General features: G+C 68.7%; 20 protein-coding genes. 15 read left to right on the top strand and 5 right to left on the bottom strand.

Annotated features, from left to right (window positions below):
* Nucleotides 1–18 precede the first annotated feature (18 nt).
* From KEC55_RS15295 to KEC55_RS15315, 5 genes are all read left to right on the top strand, one after another.
* Nucleotides 19–918, top strand: a complete 900-nt coding sequence (locus tag KEC55_RS15295; RefSeq protein ID WP_282506076.1) for an SPOR domain-containing protein — start codon at nt 19–21, stop codon at nt 916–918.
* 70 nt (nt 919–988) lie between these two features.
* On the top strand, nt 989–1,627 hold the full coding sequence (locus KEC55_RS15300) for a thiol:disulfide interchange protein DsbA/DsbL (RefSeq protein WP_176049547.1): 639 nt from the start codon (nt 989–991) through the stop codon (nt 1,625–1,627).
* Nucleotides 1,628–1,646: 19 nt separating this feature from the next.
* Nucleotides 1,647–2,420: an SDR family oxidoreductase gene (locus KEC55_RS15305; protein WP_282506077.1), complete on the top strand. Its 774-nt coding sequence runs from the start codon at nt 1,647–1,649 to the stop codon at nt 2,418–2,420.
* Between the two features lie 372 nt (nt 2,421–2,792).
* A complete protein-coding gene (locus tag KEC55_RS15310) occupies nt 2,793–4,388 on the top strand; it encodes an ABC transporter substrate-binding protein (RefSeq protein ID WP_282506078.1) in 1,596 nt (531 codons plus the stop codon).
* 192 nt (nt 4,389–4,580) lie between these two features.
* A complete protein-coding gene (locus KEC55_RS15315; protein WP_282506079.1) occupies nt 4,581–6,227 on the top strand; it encodes an ABC-F family ATP-binding cassette domain-containing protein in 1,647 nt (548 codons plus the stop codon).
* Nucleotides 6,228–6,243: 16 nt separating this feature from the next.
* On the opposite strand, the gene KEC55_RS15320 is transcribed toward KEC55_RS15315, so the two are convergent.
* Entirely contained in the window at nt 6,244–7,323 is a 1,080-nt protein-coding gene (locus tag KEC55_RS15320; RefSeq protein ID WP_282506080.1) for an MBL fold metallo-hydrolase, read from the bottom strand.
* Between the two features lie 304 nt (nt 7,324–7,627).
* Between KEC55_RS15320 and aceK the strand changes: the two genes are divergently transcribed.
* From aceK to bioB, 9 genes are all read left to right on the top strand, one after another.
* Entirely contained in the window at nt 7,628–9,445 is a 1,818-nt protein-coding gene (aceK, locus tag KEC55_RS15325; RefSeq protein WP_282506081.1) for a bifunctional isocitrate dehydrogenase kinase/phosphatase, read from the top strand.
* A 56-nt stretch (nt 9,446–9,501) separates the two neighbouring features.
* Nucleotides 9,502–10,269, top strand: a complete 768-nt coding sequence (gene can / locus KEC55_RS15330; RefSeq protein ID WP_176049541.1) for a carbonate dehydratase — start codon at nt 9,502–9,504, stop codon at nt 10,267–10,269.
* A 102-nt stretch (nt 10,270–10,371) separates the two neighbouring features.
* The gene (locus tag KEC55_RS15335) at nt 10,372–11,049 is read left to right on the top strand and encodes an SDR family oxidoreductase (RefSeq protein ID WP_175847367.1); all 678 of its coding nucleotides are present in this window, start codon (nt 10,372–10,374) and stop codon (nt 11,047–11,049) included.
* A 39-nt stretch (nt 11,050–11,088) separates the two neighbouring features.
* Nucleotides 11,089–11,526, top strand: a complete 438-nt coding sequence (locus tag KEC55_RS15340) for a YchJ family protein (protein ID WP_282506082.1) — start codon at nt 11,089–11,091, stop codon at nt 11,524–11,526.
* 106 nt (nt 11,527–11,632) lie between these two features.
* Nucleotides 11,633–12,907, top strand: a complete 1,275-nt coding sequence (locus KEC55_RS15345) for a dienelactone hydrolase family protein (RefSeq protein ID WP_282506083.1) — start codon at nt 11,633–11,635, stop codon at nt 12,905–12,907.
* Between the two features lie 471 nt (nt 12,908–13,378).
* Nucleotides 13,379–14,725, top strand: coding sequence for an adenosylmethionine--8-amino-7-oxononanoate transaminase (gene bioA / locus KEC55_RS15350; protein WP_282506084.1), 1,347 nt, complete (start codon nt 13,379–13,381; stop codon nt 14,723–14,725).
* On the top strand, nt 14,722–15,906 hold the full coding sequence (gene bioF / locus KEC55_RS15355; RefSeq protein WP_282506085.1) for an 8-amino-7-oxononanoate synthase: 1,185 nt from the start codon (nt 14,722–14,724) through the stop codon (nt 15,904–15,906). Before bioA ends, bioF begins: the two co-directional genes overlap by 4 nt.
* Nucleotides 15,903–16,625 (top strand): dethiobiotin synthase, encoded by a 723-nt coding sequence (bioD, locus tag KEC55_RS15360; RefSeq protein WP_282506086.1) that lies wholly within the window; start codon nt 15,903–15,905, stop codon nt 16,623–16,625. The genes bioF and bioD overlap by 4 nt, the downstream gene beginning before the upstream one ends.
* 41 nt (nt 16,626–16,666) lie before the next feature.
* Nucleotides 16,667–17,686 (top strand): biotin synthase BioB, encoded by a 1,020-nt coding sequence (gene bioB / locus KEC55_RS15365; RefSeq protein WP_176049535.1) that lies wholly within the window; start codon nt 16,667–16,669, stop codon nt 17,684–17,686.
* Nucleotides 17,687–17,746: 60 nt separating this feature from the next.
* Here bioB and KEC55_RS15370 read toward each other — a convergent pair whose 3' ends face one another.
* From KEC55_RS15370 to KEC55_RS15380, 3 genes are all read right to left on the bottom strand, one after another.
* Nucleotides 17,747–18,835: a suppressor of fused domain protein gene (locus KEC55_RS15370; protein ID WP_282506087.1), complete on the bottom strand. Its 1,089-nt coding sequence runs from the start codon at nt 18,833–18,835 to the stop codon at nt 17,747–17,749.
* Between the two features lie 74 nt (nt 18,836–18,909).
* The gene (locus KEC55_RS15375; protein WP_176049527.1) at nt 18,910–19,635 is read right to left on the bottom strand and encodes a copper homeostasis protein CutC; all 726 of its coding nucleotides are present in this window, start codon (nt 19,633–19,635) and stop codon (nt 18,910–18,912) included.
* Nucleotides 19,636–19,766: 131 nt separating this feature from the next.
* The gene (locus tag KEC55_RS15380; protein WP_282506088.1) at nt 19,767–21,053 is read right to left on the bottom strand and encodes a sensor domain-containing phosphodiesterase; all 1,287 of its coding nucleotides are present in this window, start codon (nt 21,051–21,053) and stop codon (nt 19,767–19,769) included.
* Nucleotides 21,054–21,349: 296 nt separating this feature from the next.
* On the opposite strand from KEC55_RS15380, the gene KEC55_RS15385 reads away from it, so the two are divergent.
* Nucleotides 21,350–23,017 (top strand): Na+/H+ antiporter, encoded by a 1,668-nt coding sequence (locus KEC55_RS15385; RefSeq protein ID WP_176049525.1) that lies wholly within the window; start codon nt 21,350–21,352, stop codon nt 23,015–23,017.
* Between the two features lie 94 nt (nt 23,018–23,111).
* On the opposite strand, the gene KEC55_RS15390 is transcribed toward KEC55_RS15385, so the two are convergent.
* Entirely contained in the window at nt 23,112–26,684 is a 3,573-nt protein-coding gene (locus KEC55_RS15390) for an indolepyruvate ferredoxin oxidoreductase family protein (protein ID WP_282506089.1), read from the bottom strand.
* Nucleotides 26,685–26,795: the final 111 nt, after the last annotated feature.

The raw sequence follows: 26,795 nt of genomic DNA on the forward strand, positions 1-26,795 counted from the left end.
TTGCAGGTAACTCAAGCAATGGCACAACCACGCCGAACTTCGAAGCAATCGAAACAAGCCGGAGGGACATTTCTTGGAATCGTGCTGGGCCTGATTGTCGGCCTCGCGATCGCCGTGGTGGTGGCGCTCTACATCACGCGCTCGCCGTCGCCGTTCGTGTCGAAGGTCGCACCGCCGCCGGCCGACAACGGCGCGAGCCAGCCGCAGCAGTTCGACCCGAACCGCGCGCTGCAGGGCAAGACGCCCGGCCAGCCGGTGCCGCAGGCCGCGCAGCCCGCGCCGCCGAACACCGCGCCCGGCCAGGCCGCGAACCAGACCCAGGGCGGCCTGCTGCCCGAGCCGCAGATCGTCGAAGTGCCGCCGTCGGCCAACGGGTCGAGCGGCTCGAACAACACCGGCAGCTCGAGCAACACGACCGCGTCGAACAATACGTCGTCGGGCAACGGCGTCGCCGTCGCACCGAAGCCGGCCGACACCACGCCGCCGCCGAAGAAGACGCAACAGGCGCAGCAACAGCAGCAAGGCGGCGAGGACGATCTCGCACGCTTCGCCGCGCAGAAGCAGGCGCAGCAGGCTGCCGCGCAAAAGCAGCAGCAACAGCAGCTGGCCGCGAACACGCCGAAGCCGACGTCGTCGGCTGCCGCGGCAGCAGCGAAGCCGCCGACCGCGAACGACGCGAACACCGGCTACTTCCTGCAAGTGGGCGCTTACAAGACCGAAGGCGACGCCGAGCAGCAGCGCGCGCGCCTCGGCTTCCAGGGCTTCGAGTCGAAGGTATCGAAACGCGACGTCAGCGGCGTGACCTATTTCCGCGTGCGCGTCGGCCCGTTCTCGAAGTTCGAGGAGATGAACTCGGCCCGTCAGCGCCTGTCCGATGCAGGTGTCGACACGGCGGTGATCCGCTTCACGAAGCAGTAAGCCAACCGGCCGAGCCCACGCAGAACCCGTTACGTTCCGTAACCCGAGCAACTGATTCGACGTTCACAACATGAAAAAACTGCTTAGCACGCTCCTTCTGTCCCTGGGCCTGGCTGCCGGCCTGGCCCAGGCTTCGCCCGCCGCACCGGTCGCCGGCAAGGACTTCGAGGTGATGAAGTCGCCGCAGCCGGTGTCCGCGCCGGCCGGCAAGGTCGAGGTGATCGAGTTCTTCTGGTACGGCTGCCCGCACTGCTACGAATTCGAGCCGACGATCGAGGCCTGGGTGAAGAAGCAAGGCAACAACATCGACTTCAAGCGCGTGCCGGTCGCCTTCCGCGACGATTTCGTCCCGCACTCGAAGCTGTACTACGCCGTGTCCGCGCTCGGCATCTCCGAGAAGGTCACGCCGGCAATCTTCAACGCGATCCACAAGCAGAAGAACTACCTGCTGACGCCGCAGGCGCAGGCCGACTTCCTGGCCACGCAGGGCGTCGACAAGAAGCAGTTCATGGACGCGTACAACTCGTTCAGCGTGCAGGGCGAGGTGAACCAGTCGGCCAAGCTGCTGAAGGACTACGCGATCGACGGCGTGCCGACGGTCGTCGTCAACGGCAAGTACAAGACGGGCCCCGCTTACACGAACAGCATCCCGGGCACGGCCCAGGTGCTCGACTTCCTCGTGAAGCAGGTTCAGGACAAGAAGCTCTGATCCCCGTCCGCGCACCGGCATGACTACTCCGCTGAAGGTCTTCATCACCGGTGCGTCGAGCGGCCTCGGCCTCGCGATGGCCGAGGAATACGCCCGCCAGGGCGCCACGCTCGCCCTCGTCGCGCGACGCACCGATGCACTCGATGCGTTCGCGCGGCGATTCCCCAAGCTGTCCATCTCCGTCTATTCCGCCGACGTGCGCGACGCCGACGCGCTCTCGACGGCCGCCGCGTCGTTCATCGCGACGCACGGCTGCCCCGACGTCGTGATCGCGAACGCGGGCATCAGCCAGGGCGCCGTCACGGGCCAGGGTGATCTTGCGACGTTCCGCAACGTGATGGACATCAACTACTACGGGATGGTCGCGACGTTCGAGCCGTTCGTCGGCCCGATGACGGCCGCGCGCCACGGCACGCTGGTCGGCGTCGCGAGTGTCGCCGGCGTGCGCGGCCTGCCGGGCTCCGGCGCGTACAGCGCGTCGAAATCGGCCGCGATCAAGTATCTCGAAGCGCTGCGCGTCGAGCTGCGCCCGGCCGGCGTCGGCGTCGTGACGATCGCACCCGGCTACATCCGCACGCCGATGACCGCGCACAACCCGTACCGGATGCCGTTCCTGATGGACGCCGACCGCTTCGCCGCACGCGCGGCGCGCGCGATTGCGCGGCAGCACGCGTTCCGCGTGATTCCGTGGCAGATGGGTGTCGTCGCGAAGGTGCTGCACGTGCTGCCGCGCTGGCTGTACGATCGCCTGTTCGAGAAGGCGCCGCGCAAGCCGAAAGCCGGCGCGCACTGATCGGCCAACCGGCCCGCGCGAAGCATCGCGGGCCGCTTCCCTGCTTCTCCTCACCGACGCCTGACGGCTTCGACACTGCGATTCGCGGCACGGCCGCACCGCTCCCGCGCTCTCCCCGCCGCGCCGCTGTCCGGCGTCCCCAGCGCCGACGCGCCTGCGCTCACCGCCGCCCTCCCCCCGCTCGCCGCCCGAACACCCATTCCGTCGCGAACGCAGCCGTTTTTCGGTCAATTACCCGCGTTCCGTCGCCTTTTTTCACGCGCCGCGCGCTTTGACGGTATGCTATTCGCCAGCCGCGCCGGCCCCACCCGCTTCCGGGCCGCGCCCGCATCCTGTCACCCAGCAAAAAACACAAGCCACGTGGGAGATCCTATGCAGGTCAAGCTGTTCGCCGCGGCCACGCTCGCCGCCGCCCTCGCCGCCCCCGGCCTCGCCGCCGCCAAGCCGCTCACCGTCTGCACGGAATCGAGCCCGGACGGCTTCGACGTCGTGCAGTACAACTCGCTCGTCACGACCAACGCGTCGGCCGACGTGATCTTCAACACGCTCGTGTCCTACGACGAAGCCGCGAAGAAGGTCGTACCCGCGCTCGCCGACAAATGGGAAGCGAGCGCCGACGGCCTCACGTACACGTTCCACCTGCGCCCGAACGTCGCGTTCCAGACCACCGACTATTTCAAGCCGGGCCGCACGCTGAATGCGGACGACGTCGTGTTCACGTTCACGCGGATGCTCGACGATTCGAACCCGTGGCACAAGGTGGCCGGCGCGAGCGGCTTCCCGCACGCGCAGTCGATGGGCCTCGTGAAGCTCGTCAAATCGGTCACGAAGGTCGACGACAGCACGGTGAAGTTCGTGCTGAACGAGCCGAACGCGACGTTCGTGCCGATCCTGACGATGGGCTTCGCCTCGATCTACTCGGCCGAATACGCGGACCAGCTGCTGAAGGCCGGCAAGCAGGCCGACCTGAACGCGAAGCCGGTCGGCACGGGCCCGTTCATGCTGAAGAGCTATACGAAGGACGCGCTGATCCGCTACGACGTGAACCCGGCGTACTGGGGCGCGAAGCCGAAGGTCGACCGGCTGATCTACGCGATCACGCCCGACCCGTCGGTGCGCCTGCAGAAGGTGAAGGCCGGCGAATGCCAGATCGCGTTGTCGCCGAAGCCGCAGGATGTGCTCGCCGCGAAGGGCGAAAGTGCGCTGAAGGTCGTGCAGACGCCCGCGTTCATGACCGCGTTCGTCGCGCTGAACACGCAGAAGAAGCCGCTCGACAACGACAAGGTGCGCGAGGCGCTGAACCTCGCGTTCGACCGCGCGACCTACCTGAAGGTCGTGTTCGACAACACCGCGACGGCCGCGAACAACCCGTATCCGCCGAACACGTGGAGCTACGCGAAGGACGTCTCGCCGTATGCGTACGATCCCGCGAAGGCGAAGCAGCTGCTCGCGCAGGCCGGCTTCCCGAACGGCTTCTCGACGACGATCTGGACGCGCCCGACCGGCAGCGTGCTGAACCCGAACCCGAAGGTCGGCGCGGAACTGCTGCAGGCCGACCTCGCGAAGATCGGCGTGAAGGCGGAAGTGAAAGTGATCGAATGGGGCGAACTGATCAAGCAGGCGAAGCTCGGCCAGCATGACATGCTGTTCATGGGCTGGGCCGGCGACAACGGTGATCCGGACAACTACCTGTCGCCGCTGTTCAGCTGCAACGCGGTGAAGTCGGGCATCAACTTCGCGCGCTTCTGCGATGCGCAGCTCGACAAGCTGATCGCCGACGGCAAGTCGACCGCGGACCAGGCCAAGCGCGCGAAGCTGTACGAATCGGCGCAGAAGATCATCCACGACCAGGCGCTGTGGATCCCGCTCGGCTACCCGACCGCCGCGGCACTGACGCGCACGAACGTGAGCGGCTATCACGTGAGTCCGTTCGGACGCCAGAACTTCACGACGGTCGCCGTACAGTAACCGCGCGTGGCGCGCAAGCGACGGCGTTCGCGCCGCTCGCTTGCAGCCCGCGCGTTTCGCTTGCTACACTGCGCGCCTATTCCTCATACCGGACGCCAGCCAAAGTGAACAACTAAGCCTTCCCGAAATGTTTTCGCCGCCCGTGCCACGCACGCCGCGCGCGAAGGTCTTCACGCATTTTTGGAGGTGCTTATGGCTGCAGCCACGCCCACCGGCGCGCTCGTCGCGCTTCATCACGTTTCCTTCCGCTTCGACGACGGCGTCACGCTGTTCGATTTGCTCGACCTGTCCATCGATCGCACGCCGACCGGCATCGTCGGCCGCAACGGCATCGGCAAGAGCCTGCTCGCGCAACTGATCGCGGGTCGCCGCGCACCGGGCGCGGGGACGATCGAGCGGCACACGCCCGTCGTCTACGTCGCGCAGCAGCACGACGACGACAACGCGAAGGCAAACCCGCTAACCGTCTCGCAGATCGCCGCGCTCGATGCGCCGCTCGGCGCGCTCGCGCGTCTCGCGGAAGGCCGCGCGGAACCCCACGACTTCGACCTGATCGGCGATCGCTGGGATCTCGCCGAACGGCTGCGCACGGCCCTCGACGCGGCCGGCCTGCACGACGTCCGCCCCGACACGCCCGCACGCGCACTGAGCGGCGGCCAGCTCGCGCGCGTCGCGCTGATCGGCGCGTTGCTGTCCGGTGCCGGGCTGCTCGTGCTCGACGAACCGACCAACCATCTCGATGCGCCGGGCCGTGCATGGTTGCGCGCGGCGCTCGACGGCTGGCGCGGCGGCCTCGTCATCGTGAGCCACGATCGTGCGCTGCTCGCCGGTGTGCAGCGCGTCGTCGAGCTGACGCCGCAAGGCGTGCGCTCGTATGGCGGCAACTACGCGTTCTACCGCGCGCAGCGCGACGCGGATCAGGATGCCGCGCAAGCGGCGCTCGACAACGCGCGAGCCGAACGCGGACGCGTCAGGCGCAGGCTCGAACAGGAACACGACACGATCCAGCGCCACGCGGCCGCATCGCTGCGCGATGCAAAGACGGCCAACCTGTCGTCGATGGCAAAACAGAGCCGCAAGGGCGCGGCGCGCAACATCATGGGGCAGGTCCGGCGCCACCAGAACGAATTCAAGGTAACGCTCGACGAACGCGTGCAGCAGGCGGCCGCGCGCGTCGAAGCCGATGCGCCCGTGCTGGTGTCGCTGCCGGGCACCGAGGTCAGCGCGCGCCGCCAGCTGTTCACGCTCGAACGCGCGCAACTGCCATGGCGCATCGCCGGCGCGGCCGATGCGATCACGTGGTCGGCGAGCGGCCCCGTGCGCATCGCGCTGACGGGCCCCAACGGCTGCGGGAAATCGACGCTGCTGCGGATACTCGCGGGCGAGCTCGCGCCGCACTCAGGCGCCTGCACGACGCACGTGAGCACCGCGTATCTCGACCAGCGGCTCGCACTGCTCGATCCGGAGCGCTCGATCGTCGAGCAACTGGGGCTGCTCGATACGCCGCTCGCCGAAGGCGACCTGCGCAGCCGGCTCGCGCTGCTGCAGCTCGACGCGGCGCGCGCGACGCAGCCGACGCGACAACTGAGTGGTGGCGAACGGCTGAAGGCCGCGCTCGCATGCGCGTTGTGGCGCGGCACGCCCGCGCAACTGCTGCTGCTCGACGAGCCGACCAACCATCTCGATCTCGAATCGGTGCGTGCGATCGAAGCCGCCTTGGCCGGCTTCCCCGGTGCGATCGTGATCGCATCGCACGACACCGCGTTTCTCGCGGCGCTCGACCCGACGCACACGATGCAATGGCATCGCGACGGGTGGCGCTACGAACCCGTCGCATGAGGAGAACGAAGCGGTGTCAGCCGGCGGTGCGGAACCGCAGCACGCCGTCGTCGCCCTGCTCGCGCACGAGTTCGCCCGCGAGCCACAGGAGGTTCAGGTGCGCGAGCGCCTCGCCGAGCGCGAACGTCATCTGATGGATGTCGAGCTCGCGGCGGCGGAACATGATCGGCACGACGTCCGCTGCGCTCATCGGCTTCTCCGCGCACGCGACGCGCACTTCCGCGAGCCGCGCGTCATGGTGTTCGCGCAGTTGGGCAATGCGCGTGCGCACGCCGCGGAACGGCTTGCCGTGCGACGGCAGCACGAGCGTATCGGGCGCCATCGTCTCGTAGCGGCCGAGCGACTGCAGGTACAGCGCGAGCGGGTTTCCTTCGGGCTCAAGGTCGAACACGGACACGTTCGTCGAGATGCGCGGCAGCACCATGTCGCCGGAGATCAGCACACCGTCCGCTTCGCTGTGGAGCGCGCAATGTTCAGGCGAATGGCCGAAGCCCGTGACGACGCGCCACGTACGCGCGCCGATCGTCACCGCATCGCCTTCGCGCAGGCGCCGGTAGCGCGGCGGCACGGCCGGCACGAGATCCGAGTAGTAGTTGCGGCGGTTGCGCAGCTTGTCGAGCGCGGCCGGATCGGTGAGCCCGTGGCGCGCGAAGTGATCGGCGGCTGCGGCGCCGCCCGCGTTCGAGCCGTTGCCGGCCGCCATCAGGCAGCCGAACATGTATTCGCCGAGCGTCATCCACAGCCGCACGTTCCAGCGGCCCTGGTCGCCGCCTTCGCACAGCCAGTTCGCGAGGCCGAAGTGATCGGGGTGGCAGTGCGTGACGAGCACGCGCAGCACGGGCAGGCCGTCGAGATGCGTGTCGAAGATCTTTTCCCAGTGCGTGCGGATCGCGTCCGACGAGATCCCGCAATCGACGATCGTCCAGCCGGCCTGCCCGTCGATCTCGTCGCGCAGCAGCCAGAGGTTGATGTGGTCGAGCGAGAACGGCAGCGGCATGCGCAGCCAGCGCACGCCGGGCGCGACCTCGAACGTGTCGCCCGCGGCGGGCAGCGTATCGGCGAAGGGGTAGTCGAGTTGGTGTTCCAGTGCGTTCATCGGTGGGGCGTCTCGTCGTTATCGGTGCGGATGCACGCCGGCGGCAGGCACGGCGGGCGTTGCGTCGATTCTATCGCCGTCGCGCGAAACGCGTGCCCGGCGGCGGCCGGGCGGTCAAAAAAAGTTCGTGCCAGAATCGGTTCCGTACCCGTATCTTTACGCGAAGATGCACCGAACCGCACGCAACGGCGAACAACGCGCCGATTGACGGCCGCCGGCGCGTCACCCCGAAAGTCATTGAAACGCCGACTTGGGCGCTAAAATGGCGAGTGCTTACAGCCCCTCCCGAACGAGCCTGCACGCGATGAATCACTTCCCCAAACTGCTGTCGTCGCAGATCGGTTTCGACGTCGCGCAGACGATGCTCGAATACTTCGATCGCCATTACCGGATCTTCCGCGAGGCGGCGGTCGAGGCGAAGACGCTGTACGAGCATTCCGACTGGCACGGGCTGCAGCGGCTCGCGCGCGAGCGGATCACGTCGTACGACGATCGCGTGCAGGAATGCGTCGAGGTGCTGGAAGACGAATACGACGCGGAGAACATCGACGACGAAGTGTGGCAACAGATCAAGCTGCACTACATCGGCCTGCTCACGTCGCACCGCCAGCCCGAGTGCGCGGAGACCTTCTTCAATTCGGTGTGCTGCAAGATCCTGCATCGCTCGTACTTCAGCAACGATTTCATCTTCGTGCGCCCGGCGATCTCGACCGAGTATCTGGAGAACGACGAGCCGGCCGCGAAGCCGACCTACCGCGCGTACTATCCGGGCACCGACGGGCTCGCCGCCACGCTCGAGCGCATCGTCACGAACTTCCAGCTCGAGCCGGCGTTCGAGGATCTCCCGCGCGACATCGGCTGCGTGATGCAGGCGATCGACGACGAATTCGGCCGCTTCGACGAAGCGCCGAATTTCCAGATCCACGTGCTGTCGTCGCTGTTCTTCCGCAACAAGAGCGCGTACATCATCGGCCGCATCATCAATGCCGATCGCGTGCTGCCGTTCGCGGTGCCGATCCGCCACGTGCGGCCGGGCCTGCTCGCGCTCGACACGGTGCTGCTGCGCCGCGACCTGCTGCAGATCATCTTCAGCTTCTCGCACTCGTACTTCCTCGTCGACATGGGCGTGCCGTCGGCGTACGTCGACTTCCTGTGCACGATCATGCCGGGCAAGCCGAAGGCCGAGATCTACACGTCGGTCGGCCTGCAGAAGCAGGGCAAGAACCTGTTCTATCGCGACCTGCTGCACCACCTGTCGCATTCGAGCGACCGCTTCATCATCGCGCCCGGGATCAAGGGCCTCGTGATGCTCGTGTTCACGCTGCCGTCGTTCCCGTACGTATTCAAGATCATCAAGGATTACTTCCCGCCGCCGAAGGAAACGACGCGCGCGCAGATCATGGAGAAGTACCAGCTCGTGAAGCGCCACGACCGTCTCGGGCGGATGGCCGACACGCTCGAGTATTCGAGCGTCGCGCTGCCGCTCGCGCGGCTCGACCACGCGCTCGTGCGCGAGCTCGAGAAGGAAGTGCCGTCGCTGCTCGAGTACGAGGACGGCAACCTCGTGATCAAGCACCTGTACATCGAGCGCCGGATGACGCCGCTCAACCTGTACCTGCAGAACGGCAGCGACGCGGACGTCGAGCACGGCGTGAAGGAGTACGGCAACGCGGTGAAGGAGCTGATGAAGGCGAACATCTTCCCCGGCGACATGTTGTACAAGAACTTCGGCGTCACGCGCCACGGCCGCGTCGTGTTCTACGACTACGACGAGATCGAGTACCTGACCGACTGCAACGTGCGCCGCGTGCCGCCGCCGCGCAACGAGGAAGACGAGCTGTCCGGCGAACCGTGGTATACCGTCGGCCCGCACGACATCTTTCCGGAGACCTACGGACCGTTCCTGCTCGGCGACCCGCGCGTGCGCGGCGTGTTCATGAAGCATCACGCGGACTTTTTCGATCCCGCGCTGTGGCAGGCGAGCAAGGACAAGCTGCTGCAGGGCGAATTGCCCGATTTCTACCCGTACGACGCATCGCTGCGCTTCAGCGTGCGCTACCCCGCGCGCTTCGGCGCGACGGACCAGAACGACGGCGAAGGCGACGCGCAGCGCGCTGCCTGACGCCGGTGACACCGAATCAGATACAGACCCGATTTCCGCCAACGGAAGCCACACCGATGAACACCCAAGACAATCCGCTTTCACATCTGTTCGACAACAACGAAGCCTGGGTCAAGCGCAAGCTCGAGGACGATCCGCAGTTCTTCGCGCGCCTCGCCGACCAGCAGGCGCCGGAATACCTGTGGATCGGCTGCTCGGATTCGCGCGTGCCCGCGAACCAGATCATCGGCCTGCCGCCGGGTGAAGTATTCGTGCACCGCAACATCGCGAACGTCGTCGTGCACAGCGACCTGAACTGCCTGTCGGTGATCCAGTTCGCGGTCGACATCCTGCGCGTGAAGCACATCATGGTCGTCGGCCACTACGGCTGCTCGGGCGTGAACGCGGCGTTGCTCAACCGCCGTGTCGGCCTCGCGGACAACTGGCTGCATCACGTACAGGACGTGCGCGAGCGCCACGCGGCGCTGCTCGACGACTGGCCGGTCGGCGAAGCGCGTTATCGCCGCCTGATCGAGCTGAACGCGATCGAGCAGGTCGTCAACGTGTGCCGCACGACGATCGTCAACGACGCATGGGCCCGCGGCCAGTCGCTCACCGTGCACGGGCTCGTGTACGGCGTGCACGACGGCCGGATGCGCAACCTCGGGATGGCCGTGTCGAACTTCGAAGCGCTCGACGAGACCTACAAGCGCTGCGTGGCCGCCCTCACCGCCGGCGGCGAACATGCGCCGGACAACGACATGATCGCGGCGGACGCCGCGCGGCTCGAAGGCGTCGCGCAGGCGGTCGCCGCCACGCTGAAGCCCTGCGACGACGCGAAGTAACGCGAAAGCCGCCGGGCGGCCGTCGCCACGCGGCCGCGACACGCATCGAACGGATCTGACACCGGCACCGCCAGGGCGGCGCCACGGAAAGGAGCGACGGGCATGAAAACCGTATTGATCGTCGGCGCATCGCGCGGCCTCGGCCGCGAATTCGTCCGGCAATACCGGCGCGACGGCTGGAACGTCATCGCCACCGCGCGCGACGAAGCCTCGCTCGACGCGCTGCGCGCGCTCGGTGCGCAGGCGCATGCGCTCGACATCGCGCAGCCCGAGCAGATCGCGGCGCTCGGCTGGAAGCTCGATGGCGAACGGCTCGATGCGGCCGTGCTCGTGTCGGGCGTGTACGGGCCGCGCACCGAAGGCGTCGAGACGATCACCGCCGAGGATTTCGACGCGGTGATGCACACGAACGTACGCGGGCCGATGCAGCTGCTGCCGATCCTGCTGCCGCTCGTCGAGGACGCACGCGGCGTGCTGGCCGTCGTGTCGAGCCGGATGGGCAGCATCGCCGAGGCGACCGGCACGACCGGCTGGCTGTACCGCGCGAGCAAGGCCGCGCTGAACGACGCGCTGCGCATCGCGTCGCTGCAGACGCGCCATGCCGCGTGCATCTCGCTGCATCCCGGCTGGGTGCGCACCGACATGGGCGGCGCGCAGGCCGCGATCGACCCGGAAACCAGCGTGACCGGCATGCGCCGCGTGATCGCCGAGTCCGGCTCGGACGTGTCGCAGGCCAATGGCCGCTTCTTCCAGTACGACGGCATCGAGCTGAGCTGGTGAGCCGAACCGACAACCGATCGTCGTTAATTCCCGTTTCGCATGATTTTGAACCGACCTGACGCGTGCCCGTGCGGCGGCGCGTCCCCCTCACCCGCCGGCAAGGCGCCGACGCCGCGCTATGCGGCCTGCTGCGGCCGCTTCATCGACGGCGGCGAAACCGCGCCCACCGCGCTCGAGTTGATGCGTTCGCGGTACAGCGCGTACGTGCTCGGCGCGACCGACTACCTGCGCGCGACCTGGGCGGCGCGCACCTGCCCGCCCGATCTCGATACCGACCCCGAAGCACCCGACGCGCCGCGCTGGCTCGGCCTCGCGGTCAAACGCCATGCACCGCTCGACGAACGCCACGCGGAGGTCGAATTCGTGGCCCGCTACAAGGTCGGCGGACGCGCTTACCGGCTCCACGAGACGAGCCGTTTCGAGCGCGACGAGCACGGTTTCTGGCGCTATGTCGACGGCGAAGTAAGTGAACGCTGACAAATAGTTGCTGTGTCAGACGCCGGGTAATTCCCGCATTGCACAACCCGATTTTGTCGGGCTACGATGACCTCGAATTGGTCATGTTGCATGGCAGGGCTTACGAATGGCGTTCAGCAAGGTATTGGTGGGATGGATGGCGGCCTGTGCGCTGTCGGCCGCTCAGGCCGGTACGCTGCCGAACGCAAATACGGGTGCGGGCACCAGCGGGTCGCTCGCCCATGCCGAGCGCTTCGATTACGGCGACTCGAACCTGCCGCAGGTCGCGGCCGACCTCAACGAACAGATTCTCCGCATCCCGGCCGATGCTTCGGGCTCCATCACGCTCGAGGCGACGCTCTTCAAGCCGGACGGCCCCGGCCCGTTCCCGCTCGTCGTCTTCAATCACGGCAAGAACACCGGCGATCTCCATCTTCAGCCGCGCAGCCGGCCGCTCGCGTTCGCGCGCGAATTCGTGCGTCGCGGCTATGCGGTGATCGCGCCGAACCGCCAGGGCTTCGCCGGCTCGGGCGGCACGTACCAGCAGGAAGGCTGCAACGTCGGCAAGAACGGCCTCGCGCAGGCCGCCGACGTTGACGCGACGGTGCGCTACATGTCGCACCAGCCGTACGTCGATGCGTCGCGCATCGTCGTCGCCGGCACGTCGCACGGCGGCCTCGCATCGGTCGCGTACGGCACCGAAGCCGCACCGGGCGTGCGCGGCATCATCAATTTCTCCGGCGGGCTGCGCCAGGACCTGTGCGACGGTTGGCAACGCAACCTCGTCGATGCGTTCGACCAGTACGGCGCGCACACGGCCGTGCGCTCGCTGTGGCTGTACGGCGACAACGATTCGGTCTGGACGCCCGCACTCGTCGCACAAATGCACGACGCGTACGTGTCGCACGGCACGCAGGCGCAGTTCATCGATTTCGGCCGCTACAAGGATGACGCGCACCGGCTGATCGTCGATCGCGACGGCGTGCCCGTGTGGTGGCCGGCCGTCAGCGCGTTCCTCGCGCAACTGAACCTGCCGACCTCGGTGCACTATGCGGTCGCGAACCCGCACGAACCGAAGGCCACCGGCTACGCGTCGATCGATGCGGTCAGCGCGGTGCCGTATGTCGACGAAGCCGGCCGCGAAGGCTATCGCCGCTTCCTGAACCAGCATCCGAGCCGCGCGTTCGCGGTGTCGTCCGAAGGCGCCTGGTCGTGGGCGGAAGGCGGCGACGATCCGATGGCACTCGCACTCGACAACTGCGCGAAGCAAGGCGCGGGCGCGTGCCGGCTGTACGCGGTCAACGACCGTGTGGTGTGGAACACGACGCAGACGGCCGACAACGGCGACGCCAGCACGCGCGACACCCGCGACACCGATACGCACGCACTGGCTTCGCGCTGACGCGCGGCGGGGCCTCCGCCGCGCCACTTTCCGTCCGATCCGGTTTCTCCTTCCGCTTTTCTTCCGCTTGCGGCCACGCCGCGCGCCGTCTCGCCTGCCGTTCCGGCCGCCCGTTTTCGCCCCTGATTCCGTAGACCATTCGGCCGCTGCCGTGCGGGTGTGACGTCACCCCGCGCCACCGCGCCCGCCTTCGATCCCCGTTTTTTCCCGGTCTTGCCGGCGCGCGGCCCGCGATTTTTTTCTGTCAGGGGGGCTCACTCGAACGTCGTCAACTACGGTCATTTCCCCGCATCCGCCGCGTTCGGTTCCGAGCACCCCCGAACTGCACCGAACTCCCGCCCGGCAAGGCTTTGCGGGGTTTGTAACCGCTAGTGCAACGTCCCGCGGAACACGCTAATCTCAGCGCGTTTCGTGTCCCGCCGCGCGGCATCCCTTCGATGCCGCGCGGTCGTTTTACCCCCCGGAGTCGCCTTGAGTACGCCAGCCACCGACGACTGGGTCGCGCGCAGCCTGCGCGCGGTCTGGCATCCCTGCACCCAGATGAAGCATCACGAGCGCCTGCCGCTCGTCCCCGTCGCGCGCGGCGCGGGCGTGTGGCTGTACGACCGTGACGGCCGCCGCTACTTCGACGCGATCAGCTCGTGGTGGGTCAACTTGTTCGGCCATGCGAACCCGGACATCAACGCGGCGCTGAAGGACCAGCTCGACACGCTCGAGCACGCGATGCTCGCCGGCTGCACGCACGAGCCCGCGATCGAGCTCGCCGAGCGGCTGCACGCGCTCACCGCGCGCACGCTCGGCCATGCGTTCTTCGCATCGGACGGCGCGTCGGCCGTCGAGATCGCGCTGAAGATGAGCTTCCACGCGTGGCGCAACCGCGGCCGCGCGAGCAAGCAGGAATTCGTCTGCGTCGCGAACAGCTATCACGGCGAGACGATCGGCGCGCTCGGCGTGACCGACGTCGCGCTGTTCAAGGATGCGTACGACCCGCTGATCCGCCACGCGCACGTCGTCGCGTCGCCCGATGCGCGCGGCGCGCTGCCGGGCGAGACGGCCGCCGACGTCGCGGGCCGCGCGCTCGAGGACGTACGGCGCCTGTTCGTCGAACGCGGCAACCGGATCGCCGCGCTGATCGTCGAGCCGCTCGTGCAGTGCGCGGCCGGCATGGCGATGCACGATCCGTCGTACGTGCGCGGGCTGCGCGCGCTGTGCGACGAATTCGGCGTGCACCTGATCGCCGACGAGATCGCGGTCGGCTGCGGCCGCACGGGCACCTTCTTCGCGTGCGAGCAGGCCGGCGTCTGGCCCGATTTCATGTGCCTGTCGAAAGGCATCAGCGGCGGCTACCTGCCGCTGTCGCTCGTGCTCACGCGCGACGACGTGTACGCGGCGTTCTACGACGACGACACGACGCGTGGCTTCCTGCACTCGCATTCGTACACGGGCAACCCGCTCGCGTGCCGCGCGGCGGTCGCGACGCTGGACCTGTTCGCGCGCGACGACGTGCTCGCGAGCAACACGCGCAAATCGGCAACGATGCGCGCCGCGCTTGGCTCCCTCGACACGCATCCACAGGTGCGCCACCTGCGCGAACGCGGCACGCTGTTCGCATTCGACGTCGCACTCGACAGCGACGCGGCACGCGGCTTCTCGCGGCGCTTCTTCGAACGCGCGCTGGAGCGCGAGCTGCTGCTGCGCCCGATCGGCACGACCGTGTACCTGATGCCGCCGTACGTGATGAGCGACGACGACATCGCATGGCTCGCGCAGCGCACGCGCGACACGCTCGACGCCACGCTGGAGGAAATCGGCCGATGAGCCTGCTCGACACCCTGCAACGCGGCCTCGCCGATCTCGACGCCCAGGGGCTGCGCCGCGTGCGCCGCATCGCCGACACCGCGTGCGACGCACGCATGACCGTGAACGGCCGCGAGATCATCGGCTTCGCCAGCAACGACTACCTCGGCCTCGCCGCGCATCCGGCGCTCGTCGCCGCGTTCGCCGAAGGCGCGCAGCGCTACGGCTCCGGCAGCGGCGGCTCGCACCTGCTCGGCGGCCACTCGCGCGCGCACGCCACGCTCGAGGACGAACTCGCGGGCTTCGCGGGCGGCTTCTCCGATGCCCCGCGCGCGCTGTACTTCAGCACCGGCTACATGGCGAACCTCGCCGCGATGACGGCGCTCGCCGGCAAAGACGCGACGATCTTCTCCGACGCGCTGAACCACGCGTCGCTGATCGACGGCATGCGCCTGTCGCGCGCGAGCGTGCAGGTCTATCCGCACGCGGATACGGCCGCGCTCGCCGCGCTGCTCGACGCATCGGATGCCGAAACGAAACTGATCGTCAGCGACACCGTGTTCAGCATGGATGGCGATGTCGCGCCGCTCGCCGAGCTCGTCGCACTGGCCGAACGCCACGGTGCGTGGCTCGTCGTCGACGATGCGCACGGCTTCGGCGTGCTCGGCCCGCAGGGCCGCGGCGCGCTCGCGGCCGCCGCGCTGCGTTCGCCGAATCTCGTGTACGTCGGCACGCTCGGCAAGGCGGCCGGCGTCGCGGGCGCATTCGTGATCGCGCATGAAACCGTGATCGAATGGCTGATCCAGCGCGCGCGCAGCTACATCTTCACGACGGCCGCACCGCCGGCCGTCGCGCATGCGGTGTCAGCAAGCCTGAAGGTGATCGCCGGCGACGAAGGCGACGCGCGCCGCACGCATCTCGCCGCGCTGATCGAGCGCACGCGCGCGCTGCTGCGCAACACGCGCTGGCAGCCGGTCGATTCGCACACGGCCGTGCAGCCGCTCGTGATCGGCAGCAACGACGCAACGCTCACGGCGATGCGCGCGCTCGACGCGCACGGCCTGTGGGTGCCCGCGATCCGGCCGCCGACGGTGCCCGCCGGCACGTCGCGGCTGCGCGTGTCGCTGTCGGCCGCGCATTCGTTCGACGATCTCGCACGGCTCGAAGCCGCATTGATCGAAGCCAGCGAGGCCGCAGCATGAACGCCGCCCCGCTCTCCCTGTTCGTCACCGGCACCGACACCGAAATCGGCAAGACCTTCGTCTCGGCCGCGATGCTGCACGGCTTCGCGCGGCACGGCCTGCGCGCGGCCGCGTTGAAACCCGTCGCGGCCGGCGCGTACGAACGCGACGGCGTCTGGCGCAACGAGGATGCCGACCAGCTCGACGCGGCCGCGAACGTCGCGCTGCCGCCCGAGCTGCGCACACCGTTCCTGCTGAAGGCACCGGCCGCGCCGCATATCGTCGCCGCGCGGGAAGGCGTGACGCTCGACATCGACACGATCGTCGCGTGCCATCGTGAAGCGCTGACGCGCGCGGATATCGTCGTCGTCGAAGGCGCCGGCGGCTTGCGCGTACCGCTGAACGATACGCAGGACATGGCCGATCTCGCGGTCGCGCTCGGCCTGCCGGTCGTGCTCGTGGTCGGCGTGCGGCTCGGCTGCATCAACCATGCGCTGCTCACCGCCGACGCGATTCGCCAACGCGGCCTCACGCTCGCGGGCTGGGTCGCGAACCACGTCGACCCGGCCATGTCGTTCCCCGACGAGAACGTCGCGACGATGCGCGACTGGCTCGCGCGCGAGCACGGCGCGCCGCTGCTCGGCCGCATTCCGCACATGAGCCCGGCCACCCCCGAATCCGCAGCGGCGATGCTCGACATCGCCGCGCTCGTCGAAACGCTGCGCGCTGCGCAGCATTGACCCAACCGATCCCCCAATCCCGCCCAGGACAGGAAACCGAAATGACCCAAGCCCAGACCGCCGCCGTGCAACCCGACGCGATTCCCGTGGCTGCGCCGGCCTCGCAGCGCTGGCGCGTCGCCGACGTCGTCGCGCTGTTCGCACTGCCGTTCAACGACCTGCTGTTCCGCGCGCAGCAGGTGCATCGCGAGCACTTCGACGCGAACGCGGTGCAGCTGTCGACGCTGCTGTCGATCAAGACGGGCGGCTGCGAGGAGGATTGCGGCTACTGCTCGCAGTCGTCCCATCACGACACGGGCCTGAAGGCCGAGAAGCTGATGGACGTCGACGCGGTGCTCGACGCCGCGCGCGCGGCGAAGGCAAACGGCGCGAGCCGCTTCTGCATGGGCGCCGCGTGGCGCAACCCGAAGGAGCGTCACATGCCGGCACTGACCGAGATGGTGCGCGGCGTGAAGGAACTCGGCCTCGAAACCTGCATGACGCTCGGCATGCTCGAGGACGAACAGGCGCAGCAGCTCGCGACCGCTGGCCTCGACTACTACAACCACAACCTCGACACGTCGCCGGAGTTCTACGGCCAGGTGATCTCGACGCGTACGTACCAGGACCGCCTCGACACGCTCGACCGCGTGCGCGACGCCGGCATCAACGTGTGCTGCGGCGGCATCATCGGGATGGGCGAATCGCGCCGCGAACGCGCGGGCCTGATCTCGCAGCTCGCGAACCTGAACCCGTATCCGGATTCGGTACCGATCAACAACCTCGTCGCGATCGAAGGCACGCCGCTCGAAGGCACCGCGCCGCTCGACCCGTTCGAGTTCGTGCGCACGATCGCCGTTGCGCGCATCACGATGCCGAAGGCCGTCGTGCGCCTGTCGGCCGGCCGCGAGCAGCTCGACGACGGGCTGCAGGCGATGTGCTTCCTCGCCGGCGCGAACTCGATGTTCTACGGCGACCAGCTGCTGACGACCAGCAACCCGCAATCGCAGAAGGATCGCGCGCTGTTCGAACGCCTCGGCATCCGCGCGAGCGACGCGGACGCGATGTCGGCGAACGCGTAAGCGACATCAGCCGGCGGGCCGGGCCCGCCGACGCAAAAGCCGGGGCATGCCCCGTTTTTTTCACCCGATCGTCTGCACCGGGTTGCCCTTCGCGTCGCGGATCACCGTCTTCTCGACGCGCCAGCGCACGCCGTCGAGCCCGTCGATCGCATACTCGCCGGCGCGCGGCTTCAGCGTGCGCGCCAGCGCCTGCACCGTCGCGTCGGTCAGGCGCAGCGTCAGCGTGCCGTCTTCGTCGGTCACGCCGTTCGCGTCGCCGTGCACGAACCGCACCGCGCCGTCGTGACCGACCAGGCGGAACGGGCGGTCGAACGGCAGCCGCAACGGCAGCAACGCGACGAGTTCCTCGACCTGCCGCGCGCCGACGGTGATCTCGATCACGGGCGCGCGCAGCAGCCGCTTGCGCGTCTCCCATCCGAGCACGTCGGTGAACAGGTAGCCGCTCGCCGAGCCGTCGCGCTGCGTGCCGGCGTCGACCTGCGCGCGCACGTCCGCGCGCTCGAGCAGCGACGCGCGGCCGAGATCGGTCACCCAGAGCGGCATGTGCGGCGCCAGCGTGTCGAGCAGCGCGCGCGTGCGCCAGCGCTTCGCGGCACGCTCTTCGTCGAGCGTCAGCCCGACCACCTGCAGGAACGCGAGGCGGCCATGCGGCGTGTCGATCGCCGGCAGTTCCGGATCGAACGCGAACCCCATCGAGCAGAGCGCCGTGCCGGTATCGAGCGCGATCGGGCCGTTGGCCGTCATCCAGTGGCCGTCGTCGAATGCGTTGCCGCTCTGGAACACGTAGCGCGCGAGATTCTGCAGGAAGCTAAACACCCAGCGCGGCGGCTCTGCGTCGCCGGCCGCGCACGCGACGCGCATCGTCAGCTCGAACCCGAAGCCGCTGACGGCCGGATCGTCGGACTCCTTCGCATACAGCTCGCTCAACCCGTACGTGACGAAATGCCAGTGCGGGACGGGCTCCGCGCGCTTCCACACGCTGATCCCGTCCAGCGGATCGGGACCGCCGAGCCGCCACTTGACCAGCGTGCCGTAGTGCTTCGGCTCCTGGCCCGGATAGAGGCGGGCGAGCGCACCGTCGATCGCGTCCCAGCCGGGCGCGGCGTCATCGTCCGCGCCGCCCTGCTCGTCGTGTGTTGCGTCGGTCATGTGGCCCTCTCTCGCGAATCATGTTCTGTTGCGTAGCGCCGGCGCGTGCGGCGGCGGCCGCCGCCCCGGGCACGTCACACGTGCGCCGCCGCGCCGTCGAGCGCCGCGCGCACGCGCTCGACGCGCTGCTCGTCGACGGGCGCCAGTACCTCTCCGCGCGGCCGCACGCCCGAGCCGAAATGCACCGCGCGCACGCCGGTCGCCCGGACGAAATCGCCGACCGCGTCGATCGTGAGCCCCGAGCCTGCCAGCACCGTGCAGGTCGAGCCGGCCGCCTGCCGCACGAGCCGCGTGATCGTCGCGACCGCGTCGAGCACCGACGGATGGCCGCCCGACGTCAGCACCGACGTGACGGCCGGCACGCGCAGCAACGCGTCGAACGCGGCGTTGAGATCGCGCGCGACGTCGAACGCGCGGTGGAACGTGAGCGAACGGCCGTCGGCGGCGGCCGCGACGCGCGCCAGCGCGCCGAGATCGACGTCGCCGCGCGCGTCGAGCGCGCCGAACACGACACCGTTCGCACCGGCCGCAACCGCCGCGCGCACATCGCGCTCGATCACGCGCAGGTCGTCGGCGTCATAGACGAACGACCGGCTGTGCGGGCGCACGATCACGTTGACGGGAATCGGCACCGCGGCCACGACGGCCTCGATCAGGCCGACGCTCGGCGTCAGCCCGCCTTCGGTGATCGCGGTCACGAGCTCGAGGCGGTCGGCGCCCGCGCGGGCGGCGGCCTTCGCGTCGCCGACGGTCGTGGCGATCACTTCGAGGAGGACGGAAGAAGCGGCGTTTCGGTTCATGGGCGGCCCGCGAATCGTCAGGACAATTCGCGCATCCTAGCCGAGCCGCGCGACAGGCGCCAGCGTGCCGGCCGGCGCGTACGTCAGCCGCGCCGCCGCGCCTCCGGTGGCCGCATGCGATCCGTGCGGCGCTAGGCGGCGTCCGCTTCGTCGTCGACCCAGTCGATATCGCCGCACAGCACGCGCTGCGCATCGCCGACGCGCACGGCCACCGACAGCGTCACGCACGGCTGCGCCTCGTTGATCGACAGGTACGGCCGCGTGACCTGCACGCGCCCCGGCTCGGCGATCGCCGAACGGAAATACGGCCGGCGCAGCCAGTTCGCGCCCTGCGCGTCCGCGAGCGGCGAAAAGCGCGCCTCGGCGAGCGCGCGATCGGCGCGCAGCACGACGTTGCGGCCCGACTGGCGGCCGTGCGCGTCGAGCAGGAAGCAGCGCGCGGCCGCATCGAGCGCGAGGAAGTTCCAGCACACCTCGTCGAGCGGCTCGCCGGCCGCGAGACGCTCGGCCGCCCGCTCGAACGCGCGCAGGTACGGCGCGAGCCGCTGCGCGTCGCGCCGCTCGCGCGCTTCGGTCTGTTGGCGAAAGCGCTCGGTCAGCTCGCCGATGCAGCCCGTCGCGGTCGCGCTGTCGGGCAGCCCCGGCGCCGGGCGCCCGAAGTAGTAGCCCTGCACGAAATCGGCCTCGCACGACAGCGCGATCTGCGCCTCGTGCTCGGTCTCGATCCCTTCGACGAGCACGAGCTTGCCGGCCTCGTGCAGCAGCGTGACGAGCCCGTGCAGGATCGCGGTGAGCCCGGTGCGGTGCGCCGCGTGCGAGAGCATGATCCGGTCGAGCTTCACGATGTCCGGGTTCAACTGCCAGATCCGTTCGAGGTTCGAATGACCGGCGCCGAAATCGTCGAGCGCGATCAGGAAGCCGTGCGTGCGGAATTCGCGCACGGCCTCCGCAAGCCGCTCGACGTCTTCCGCGCGCTGTTCGAGCACTTCGAGCACGACGCGGCGCGGCGGCATGCCGATCCGCTTCAGGTTAGCGAGCAGCGCGGCGGCCTGGAACGGGTCGGTCAGCACGCCCGGATGGACGTTGAGGAACAGCCACTCGCGCTCGGCGCCGAGCAGTGCGAAGTTCTCGAGATGCAGCGCCTGCGCGAGCCGGTCGAGTTGCAGCAGTTCGCCCTGGCGCGCGGCTTCGCCGAACACGTCGAGCGGCGACACCGCGCGGTCGAGCGCATCGTGCGCGCGCAACAGCGCCTCGTAGCCGACCGCACGCTGATGCGACAGGCTGAATATCGGCTGGAATACGGTCGTCAGCGTCAGGTCGTGATGCTGCGTGGCCAGACGTTCGAAGCCGGAACTCATCTCCCGCTCGAACCGGTACGGCGACGCGGCGGACGGACGCTCCTGTTGAACGATCGTCATGCCTTCCTCCTGGTGATGCCTTCGCACGTACCGCCCGGCGCAGCGGACGGCGCGTGCAATGTCATGGTTGGACCCTCGGTTGCCCGGTCGATGCCGGGCGGCTGCCCACCTTCAAGCAAGCTCCGTGCAAGGTGCCGACAACCCGTACGCCATGTGGCTGCACCGGGCCATTGCACCACCGTGGCGCACGCCAGATGCACCATCTTCGTGCGCGCGCACCGGCCACTCGAGCGCAGCCGTCACGTCAGCACGCTACACTCCGTACGATCGTTTCATTCCCCGTATTCGCCGTATCGATGGAAATCGTCTTCACAGTCCTGATCCTGCTGCTGACCGTCGCGCTGTCCGGCGCCGTCACGCGCATCCTGCCTTTGCAATTGCCGCTGCCGCTGATGCAGATCGCGTTCGGCGCGATGCTCGCGTGGCCGAAGCTGAACCTGCACGTCACGTTCGACCCCGAAATCTTCATGCTGCTGTTCATTCCGCCGCTGCTGTTCGCGGACGGCTGGCGGATTCCGAAACGCGAGCTGTACCTGCAGCGCCGCGCGATCCTGATGCTCGCGTTCGGGCTCGTGTTCATGACGGTACTCGCAGTGGGCTACTTCGCGCATTGGCTGATTCCCGAGTTGCCGCTGCCGATCGCGTTCGCGCTCGCGGCCGTGCTGTCGCCGACCGACGCGGTCGCGCTGTCCGGCATCGCGGGCAAGGGCCGGATCCCGCCGCAACTGATGCACATCCTCGAAGGCGAGGCGCTGATGAACGACGCGTCGGGCCTCGTCGCGCTGAAGTTCGCGATCGCGGCCGCGCTGACGGGCGTGTTTTCGCTGCGCGCCGCGTCGGTCACGTTCGTGATCGTCGCCGCCGGCGGACTCGCGACGGGCGCGATCGTGTCGTGGGTGTTCAGTGCGCTGTCGACGCGCTTCCTGAACGCCGAGCAGGAAGGCGATCCGGCCCCCGGCATCGTGATGACGCTGCTCGTGCCGTTCGCGGCCTACCTGTTCGCCGAGCATCTCGACCTGTCGGGCGTGCTCGCGGCCGTATCGGCCGGGATGATGATGAATTACACGAGCTTCTCGCGCAAAAGCACCGTCGCGTCGCGCGTACGCGCCGAAAGCACGTGGGCGATGATCGAGTTCGTGTTCAACGGCATGGTGTTCATCATGCTCGGGCTGCAGTTGCCGCACATCATCGGCCGCGCGCTCGTCGACGCGCACCACACGAGCGACGCGCTGGTCGGCCGGATGATCTTCAACGTGTGCGCGATGATGCTCGCGCTGTATGCGATCCGCTTCACGTGGGTGTGGCTGCTGCGGTGGTTCGCGAGCCGCCGCGCCGCGCGCCAGGGCCTCGCGGGCACGATGGCCGGCGTGCGCACGATCGCGGTGATGACGGTCGGCGGCGTGCGCGGCGCGGTCACGCTCGCCGGCGTGCTGTCGATTCCCGTCGCGCTGTCCGACGGCGCGCCGCTGCCGGGGCGCGACACCGCGATCTTCGTCGCGTCGGCAGTGATCCTCGGCTCGCTGATCGTCGCGGTGATCGGGCTGCCGCTGCTGTTGCGCGGCGTGCGCTCGACGCGCAACCCGCTCGGCGACGAGGAGCGCGTCGCACGCTCGGCCGCCGCGCAGGCCGCGATCCGCGCGATCGACTCGTCGCACGACGCGATCTCGGCCGATCTCGACGAATCGGGCGCGGCGCGCTGCGCGGACATCTCCGCGCGCGTGATGGACCAGTATCGCCGCCGGCTCTCGGCGCTGGCCGAGGACGGCCCCACGCCGCGCGCGGAAGCGAAGCAGGCCGAAACGATGGAACTGCAGATGCGGATCGCGGCCGTGCGCGCGGAACGCTCCGCGCTGTATCGGCTGCGCGGCGACAGCAAGATTTCCGACGAGACGCTGACGAAGCTGCTCCGCGAGATCGACCTGTCGGAAACCGCGCTGTCGACGCGCAAGAAAGGCATTCTTTGACGCGCGGGTGGCTGCCGGCGCGCGGCAGCCGAGACGCGTAAAAAAAAACGGCGACGCACGAGCGTCGCCGTTTTCATATCCACTCGCGTTCGCGTTATTTCGCGACGACGACCGGAATCCCCTTCAGCATGCCCGCGCCCTTCATCTCGTCGAGCGCGTGCTGCACCGCCGCGCTGGTCGCCGCATCGATGCCGAGCGCCAGCGCGAGCTCACGCTCCGCGCGCTTCACGCCGGCCAGGTTGCGCACCTTCACGTGACCGAAGCCGCGCACGCGCGCGTGCAGGTCAGCCAGTTGCGCGACCTGCGCCGCATTGCCGGCCGTCATCGCGGCGAACGCACGCGCAAGCGTCGTCTCGTAATCGTCGGCGAGCGCGCGCTCCATCTTGCGCTCGACGGTGCGGCCGAACGGATCGAGCCACGTGCCACGCAGGCTGCGCACGCGCGCCAGCACGCCGAACACCGGCCACATCCACTGGCCGAACACACGCTTTTTCGGCGCGCTGCCGTCGCTGCCGGCTTTCGCGACCGTCGGCGGCGCGAGGTTGAACTTCACGCGGTACGCCTGCCCCGGCACGCCTTCGAACTGCGCTTCAAGCGACGTGCGGAATGCATCGTCCGTGTACAGCCGCGCAACTTCGTATTCGTCCTTGACCGCGAGCAGCCGGTAGAACGTCGTCGCGACCGCGCGCGTCAGCGCGTCGTCGCCTTTCGCGCGTGCGGCGTTCACGAGCGCACGGTAGCGCTCGACGTAACGCGCACCGCCGTACGCGTCGAGCCGCGCTTCGCGATCGGCGATCAGTTCCGCGAGCGTCTCCGGCGCGGCGTGCGTGACCACTGCGTGGCGTGCATTCCACAACGCGTCGAGGCCCGCCGCGTCGCCGGCCGCCATCCGGCCGATCGAGAACGCGAGCTTGTTCATCGGCACCGCGACGTTGTTCAGCTCGATCGCGCGCATCATCGCGGCGAGCGATACCGGCACGAGGCCGAGCTGCCATGCGTAGCCGAGCATCAGGATGTTCGCGCCGATCGAATCGCCCAGGAACTTCGCGGCGAGCGCCTGCGCGTCGCAGCTCGACAGGTAGCCGTCGCCGGCCGCGTGGTGCATCTTCTCGAGCAGCGCGTCCGCATGCAGGTTCGCGTCGGGGTTCTGCACGAACGACGCGTTCGGGATCCGGTGCGTATTGACGACGATCCGCGTGCGCTCGTGACGCACCGTCTGCAGCGCTTCCGCGCTCGCGCCGACGACCATGTCGCACGCGAGCAGCACGTCGGCCTGCTGCGTGTCGATGCGCACCTGGTTCAGCCACCGGTCGCTCGACGCGATCCGCACGAACGACAGCACCGAGCCGCCCTTCTGCGCGAAGCCCATGAAGTCGAGCACCGATGCGCTCTTGCCTTCGAGGTGCGCGGCCATGCTGATCAGCGCGCCGACCGTCACGACGCCCGTGCCGCCGACGCCCGTCACGAGCATGTCGAACGGCGCGGCGTCGAGATGCGTCGCCGGCACCGGCAGCCCGTCGACGCGCGCGGCGAGCGCCGCTTCGTCGAACGCCGCGCCGGCGGCCTTCTTCAGCGCCGCGCCTTCGACCGTCACGAAGCTCGGGCAGAAGCCGTTCACGCACGAATAGTCCTTGTTGCACGACGACTGGTCGATGCGGCGCTTGCGGCCGAGCGGCGTCTCGAGCGGCTCGACCGACAGGCAGTTCGATTGCACGCCGCAGTCGCCGCAGCCTTCGCACACCGCGTCGTTGATGAACAGGCGCTTGTCCGGGTCGGGGAATTCGCCTTTCTTGCGGCGGCGGCGCTTCTCGGCGGCGCAGGTCTGGTCGTAGATCAGCACGGTGACGCCCGGCGTCTCGCGCAACTCGCGCTGCACCGTGTCGAGCTCGCTGCGGTGATGGAACGTCGTGCCTTTCGGGAACAGCCCGTGATGGCCGTCGTACTTCTCCGGCTCGTCGGACACGACGACGAAGCGCGACACGCCTTCCGCCTCGACCTGCCGCGCGATCTGCGGCACCGAGATGCTGCCGTCGACCGGCTGGCCGCCCGTCATCGCCACCGCGTCGTTGTAGAGGATCTTGTACGTGATGTTCGCTTTCGCGGCCACGGCCTGGCGGATCGCGAGGATGCCCGAGTGGAAGTAGGTGCCGTCGCCGAGGTTCTGGAACACGTGCTTCGTGTTGGTGAACATCGCGTGCGCGGCCCAGTCGACGCCCTCGCCGCCCATCTGGATCAGCCCCGTCGTGTCGCGCTCCATCCACGACGCCATGAAGTGGCAGCCGATGCCGGCCTGCGCGATCGAGCCTTCCGGCACCTTCGTCGACGTGTTGTGCGGGCAGCCCGAGCAGAAGTACGGCGTGCGCTTCACCGCGTCGGCCTCGTTCGACAGGATCTGCGGCGCGACGAGATCGACGACGCGTTCGCGGCGGTCGAGCGCCGGCTTGTGGCGCGCGAGCCAGTCGGCGAACACCGGCAGGATGCGCGACGGGCGCAGTTCACCGAGTTCGGACAGCAGGCATGCGCCGGCGGCGTCATGCTTGCCGAGCACGCGCGGGCGCGCGCCTTCGGTGCGGTTGTACAGGTAGTCCTTGATCTGCTGCTCGATGACCGGGCCCTTCTCCTCGATCACGAGCACTTCGGCGAGCCCGTCGACGAAGGTCTCGATGCGCGTCATCTCGAGCGGATACGACAGGCCGACCTTGTAGATCCGCACGCCGGCCGCGTCGAGATCGGCCACCGTCAGGTCGAGACGGCGCAGCGCTTCCATCAGGTCGAGGTGCGCCTTGCCGCAGGTGACGATGCCGACGTTCGCGTGCGTGCTCGGCGCGATCCACTTGTCGATGCTGTTGGTGCGCGCGAAATGGCGCACCGCGTCGAGCTTCGCGGCGAGGCGCGCTTCGATCGTCAGGCTCGGCAGGTCGGGCCAGCGGTTGTGCAGGCCGCCCGACGGCGGCGTGTAGCCTTCAGGCGCCGGCCACTGCGTCTGCAGCGCGTCGAGGTCGACGGTCGAGCCCGACTCGACCGTTTCCGAGATCGCCTTGAAGCCGACCCATGCGCCCGAGTAGCGCGACAGCGCCCAGCCGTACAGGCCGAATTCGAGCATGTCGGCGATGTTCGCCGGGTTCACGACCGGCATGTGCCACGCGATCATCGCGAAGTCGCTCTGGTGCGGCATCGACGACGACACGCAGCCGTGATCGTCGCCCGCCACCACCAGCACGCCGCCATGCGGCGACGAACCGTACGCGTTGCCGTGCTTCAGCGCATCGCCGGCGCGATCGACGCCCGGGCCCTTGCCGTACCACATCGCATACACGCCCTCGACCGTGCGCTCGGGATCGGCCTCGACGCGCTGCGTGCCGAGTACGGCCGTGCCGCCGAGTTCCTCGTTGATCGCGGGCAGGAAGCGCACGCCGCCGGTGTCGAGCAGTTTCTTCGCCTTCCACAGCTGCTGGTCGACCATGCCGAGCGGCGAGCCGCGATAGCCGCTGACGAAGCCTGCGGTGTTGAGCCCCTGTTCGGCGTCGACCGCGCGCTGCATCAGCAGCAGGCGGACCAGCGCCTGCGTGCCGGTCAGGAAGATCCGGCCGCGCGTCGCGGTCAGGTTGTCGGTCAGTCGGTAGTCGGACAGGGCAGGCGTGCCATCGACGGGCAGGCGGGCGGTCATGGGGGATGTCTCCGGATTGTGCTGTTCTGGGCTGCGCGGCGGGGCGTCGGGCGACGCGTGACCGGCGGCAGCGAATGGCTCTATTTTTTCGTGCGCAGCCGAGAATGTTTT

Source organism: Burkholderia cepacia, from assembly GCF_029962485.1.
Lineage (GTDB): Bacteria > Pseudomonadota > Gammaproteobacteria > Burkholderiales > Burkholderiaceae > Burkholderia.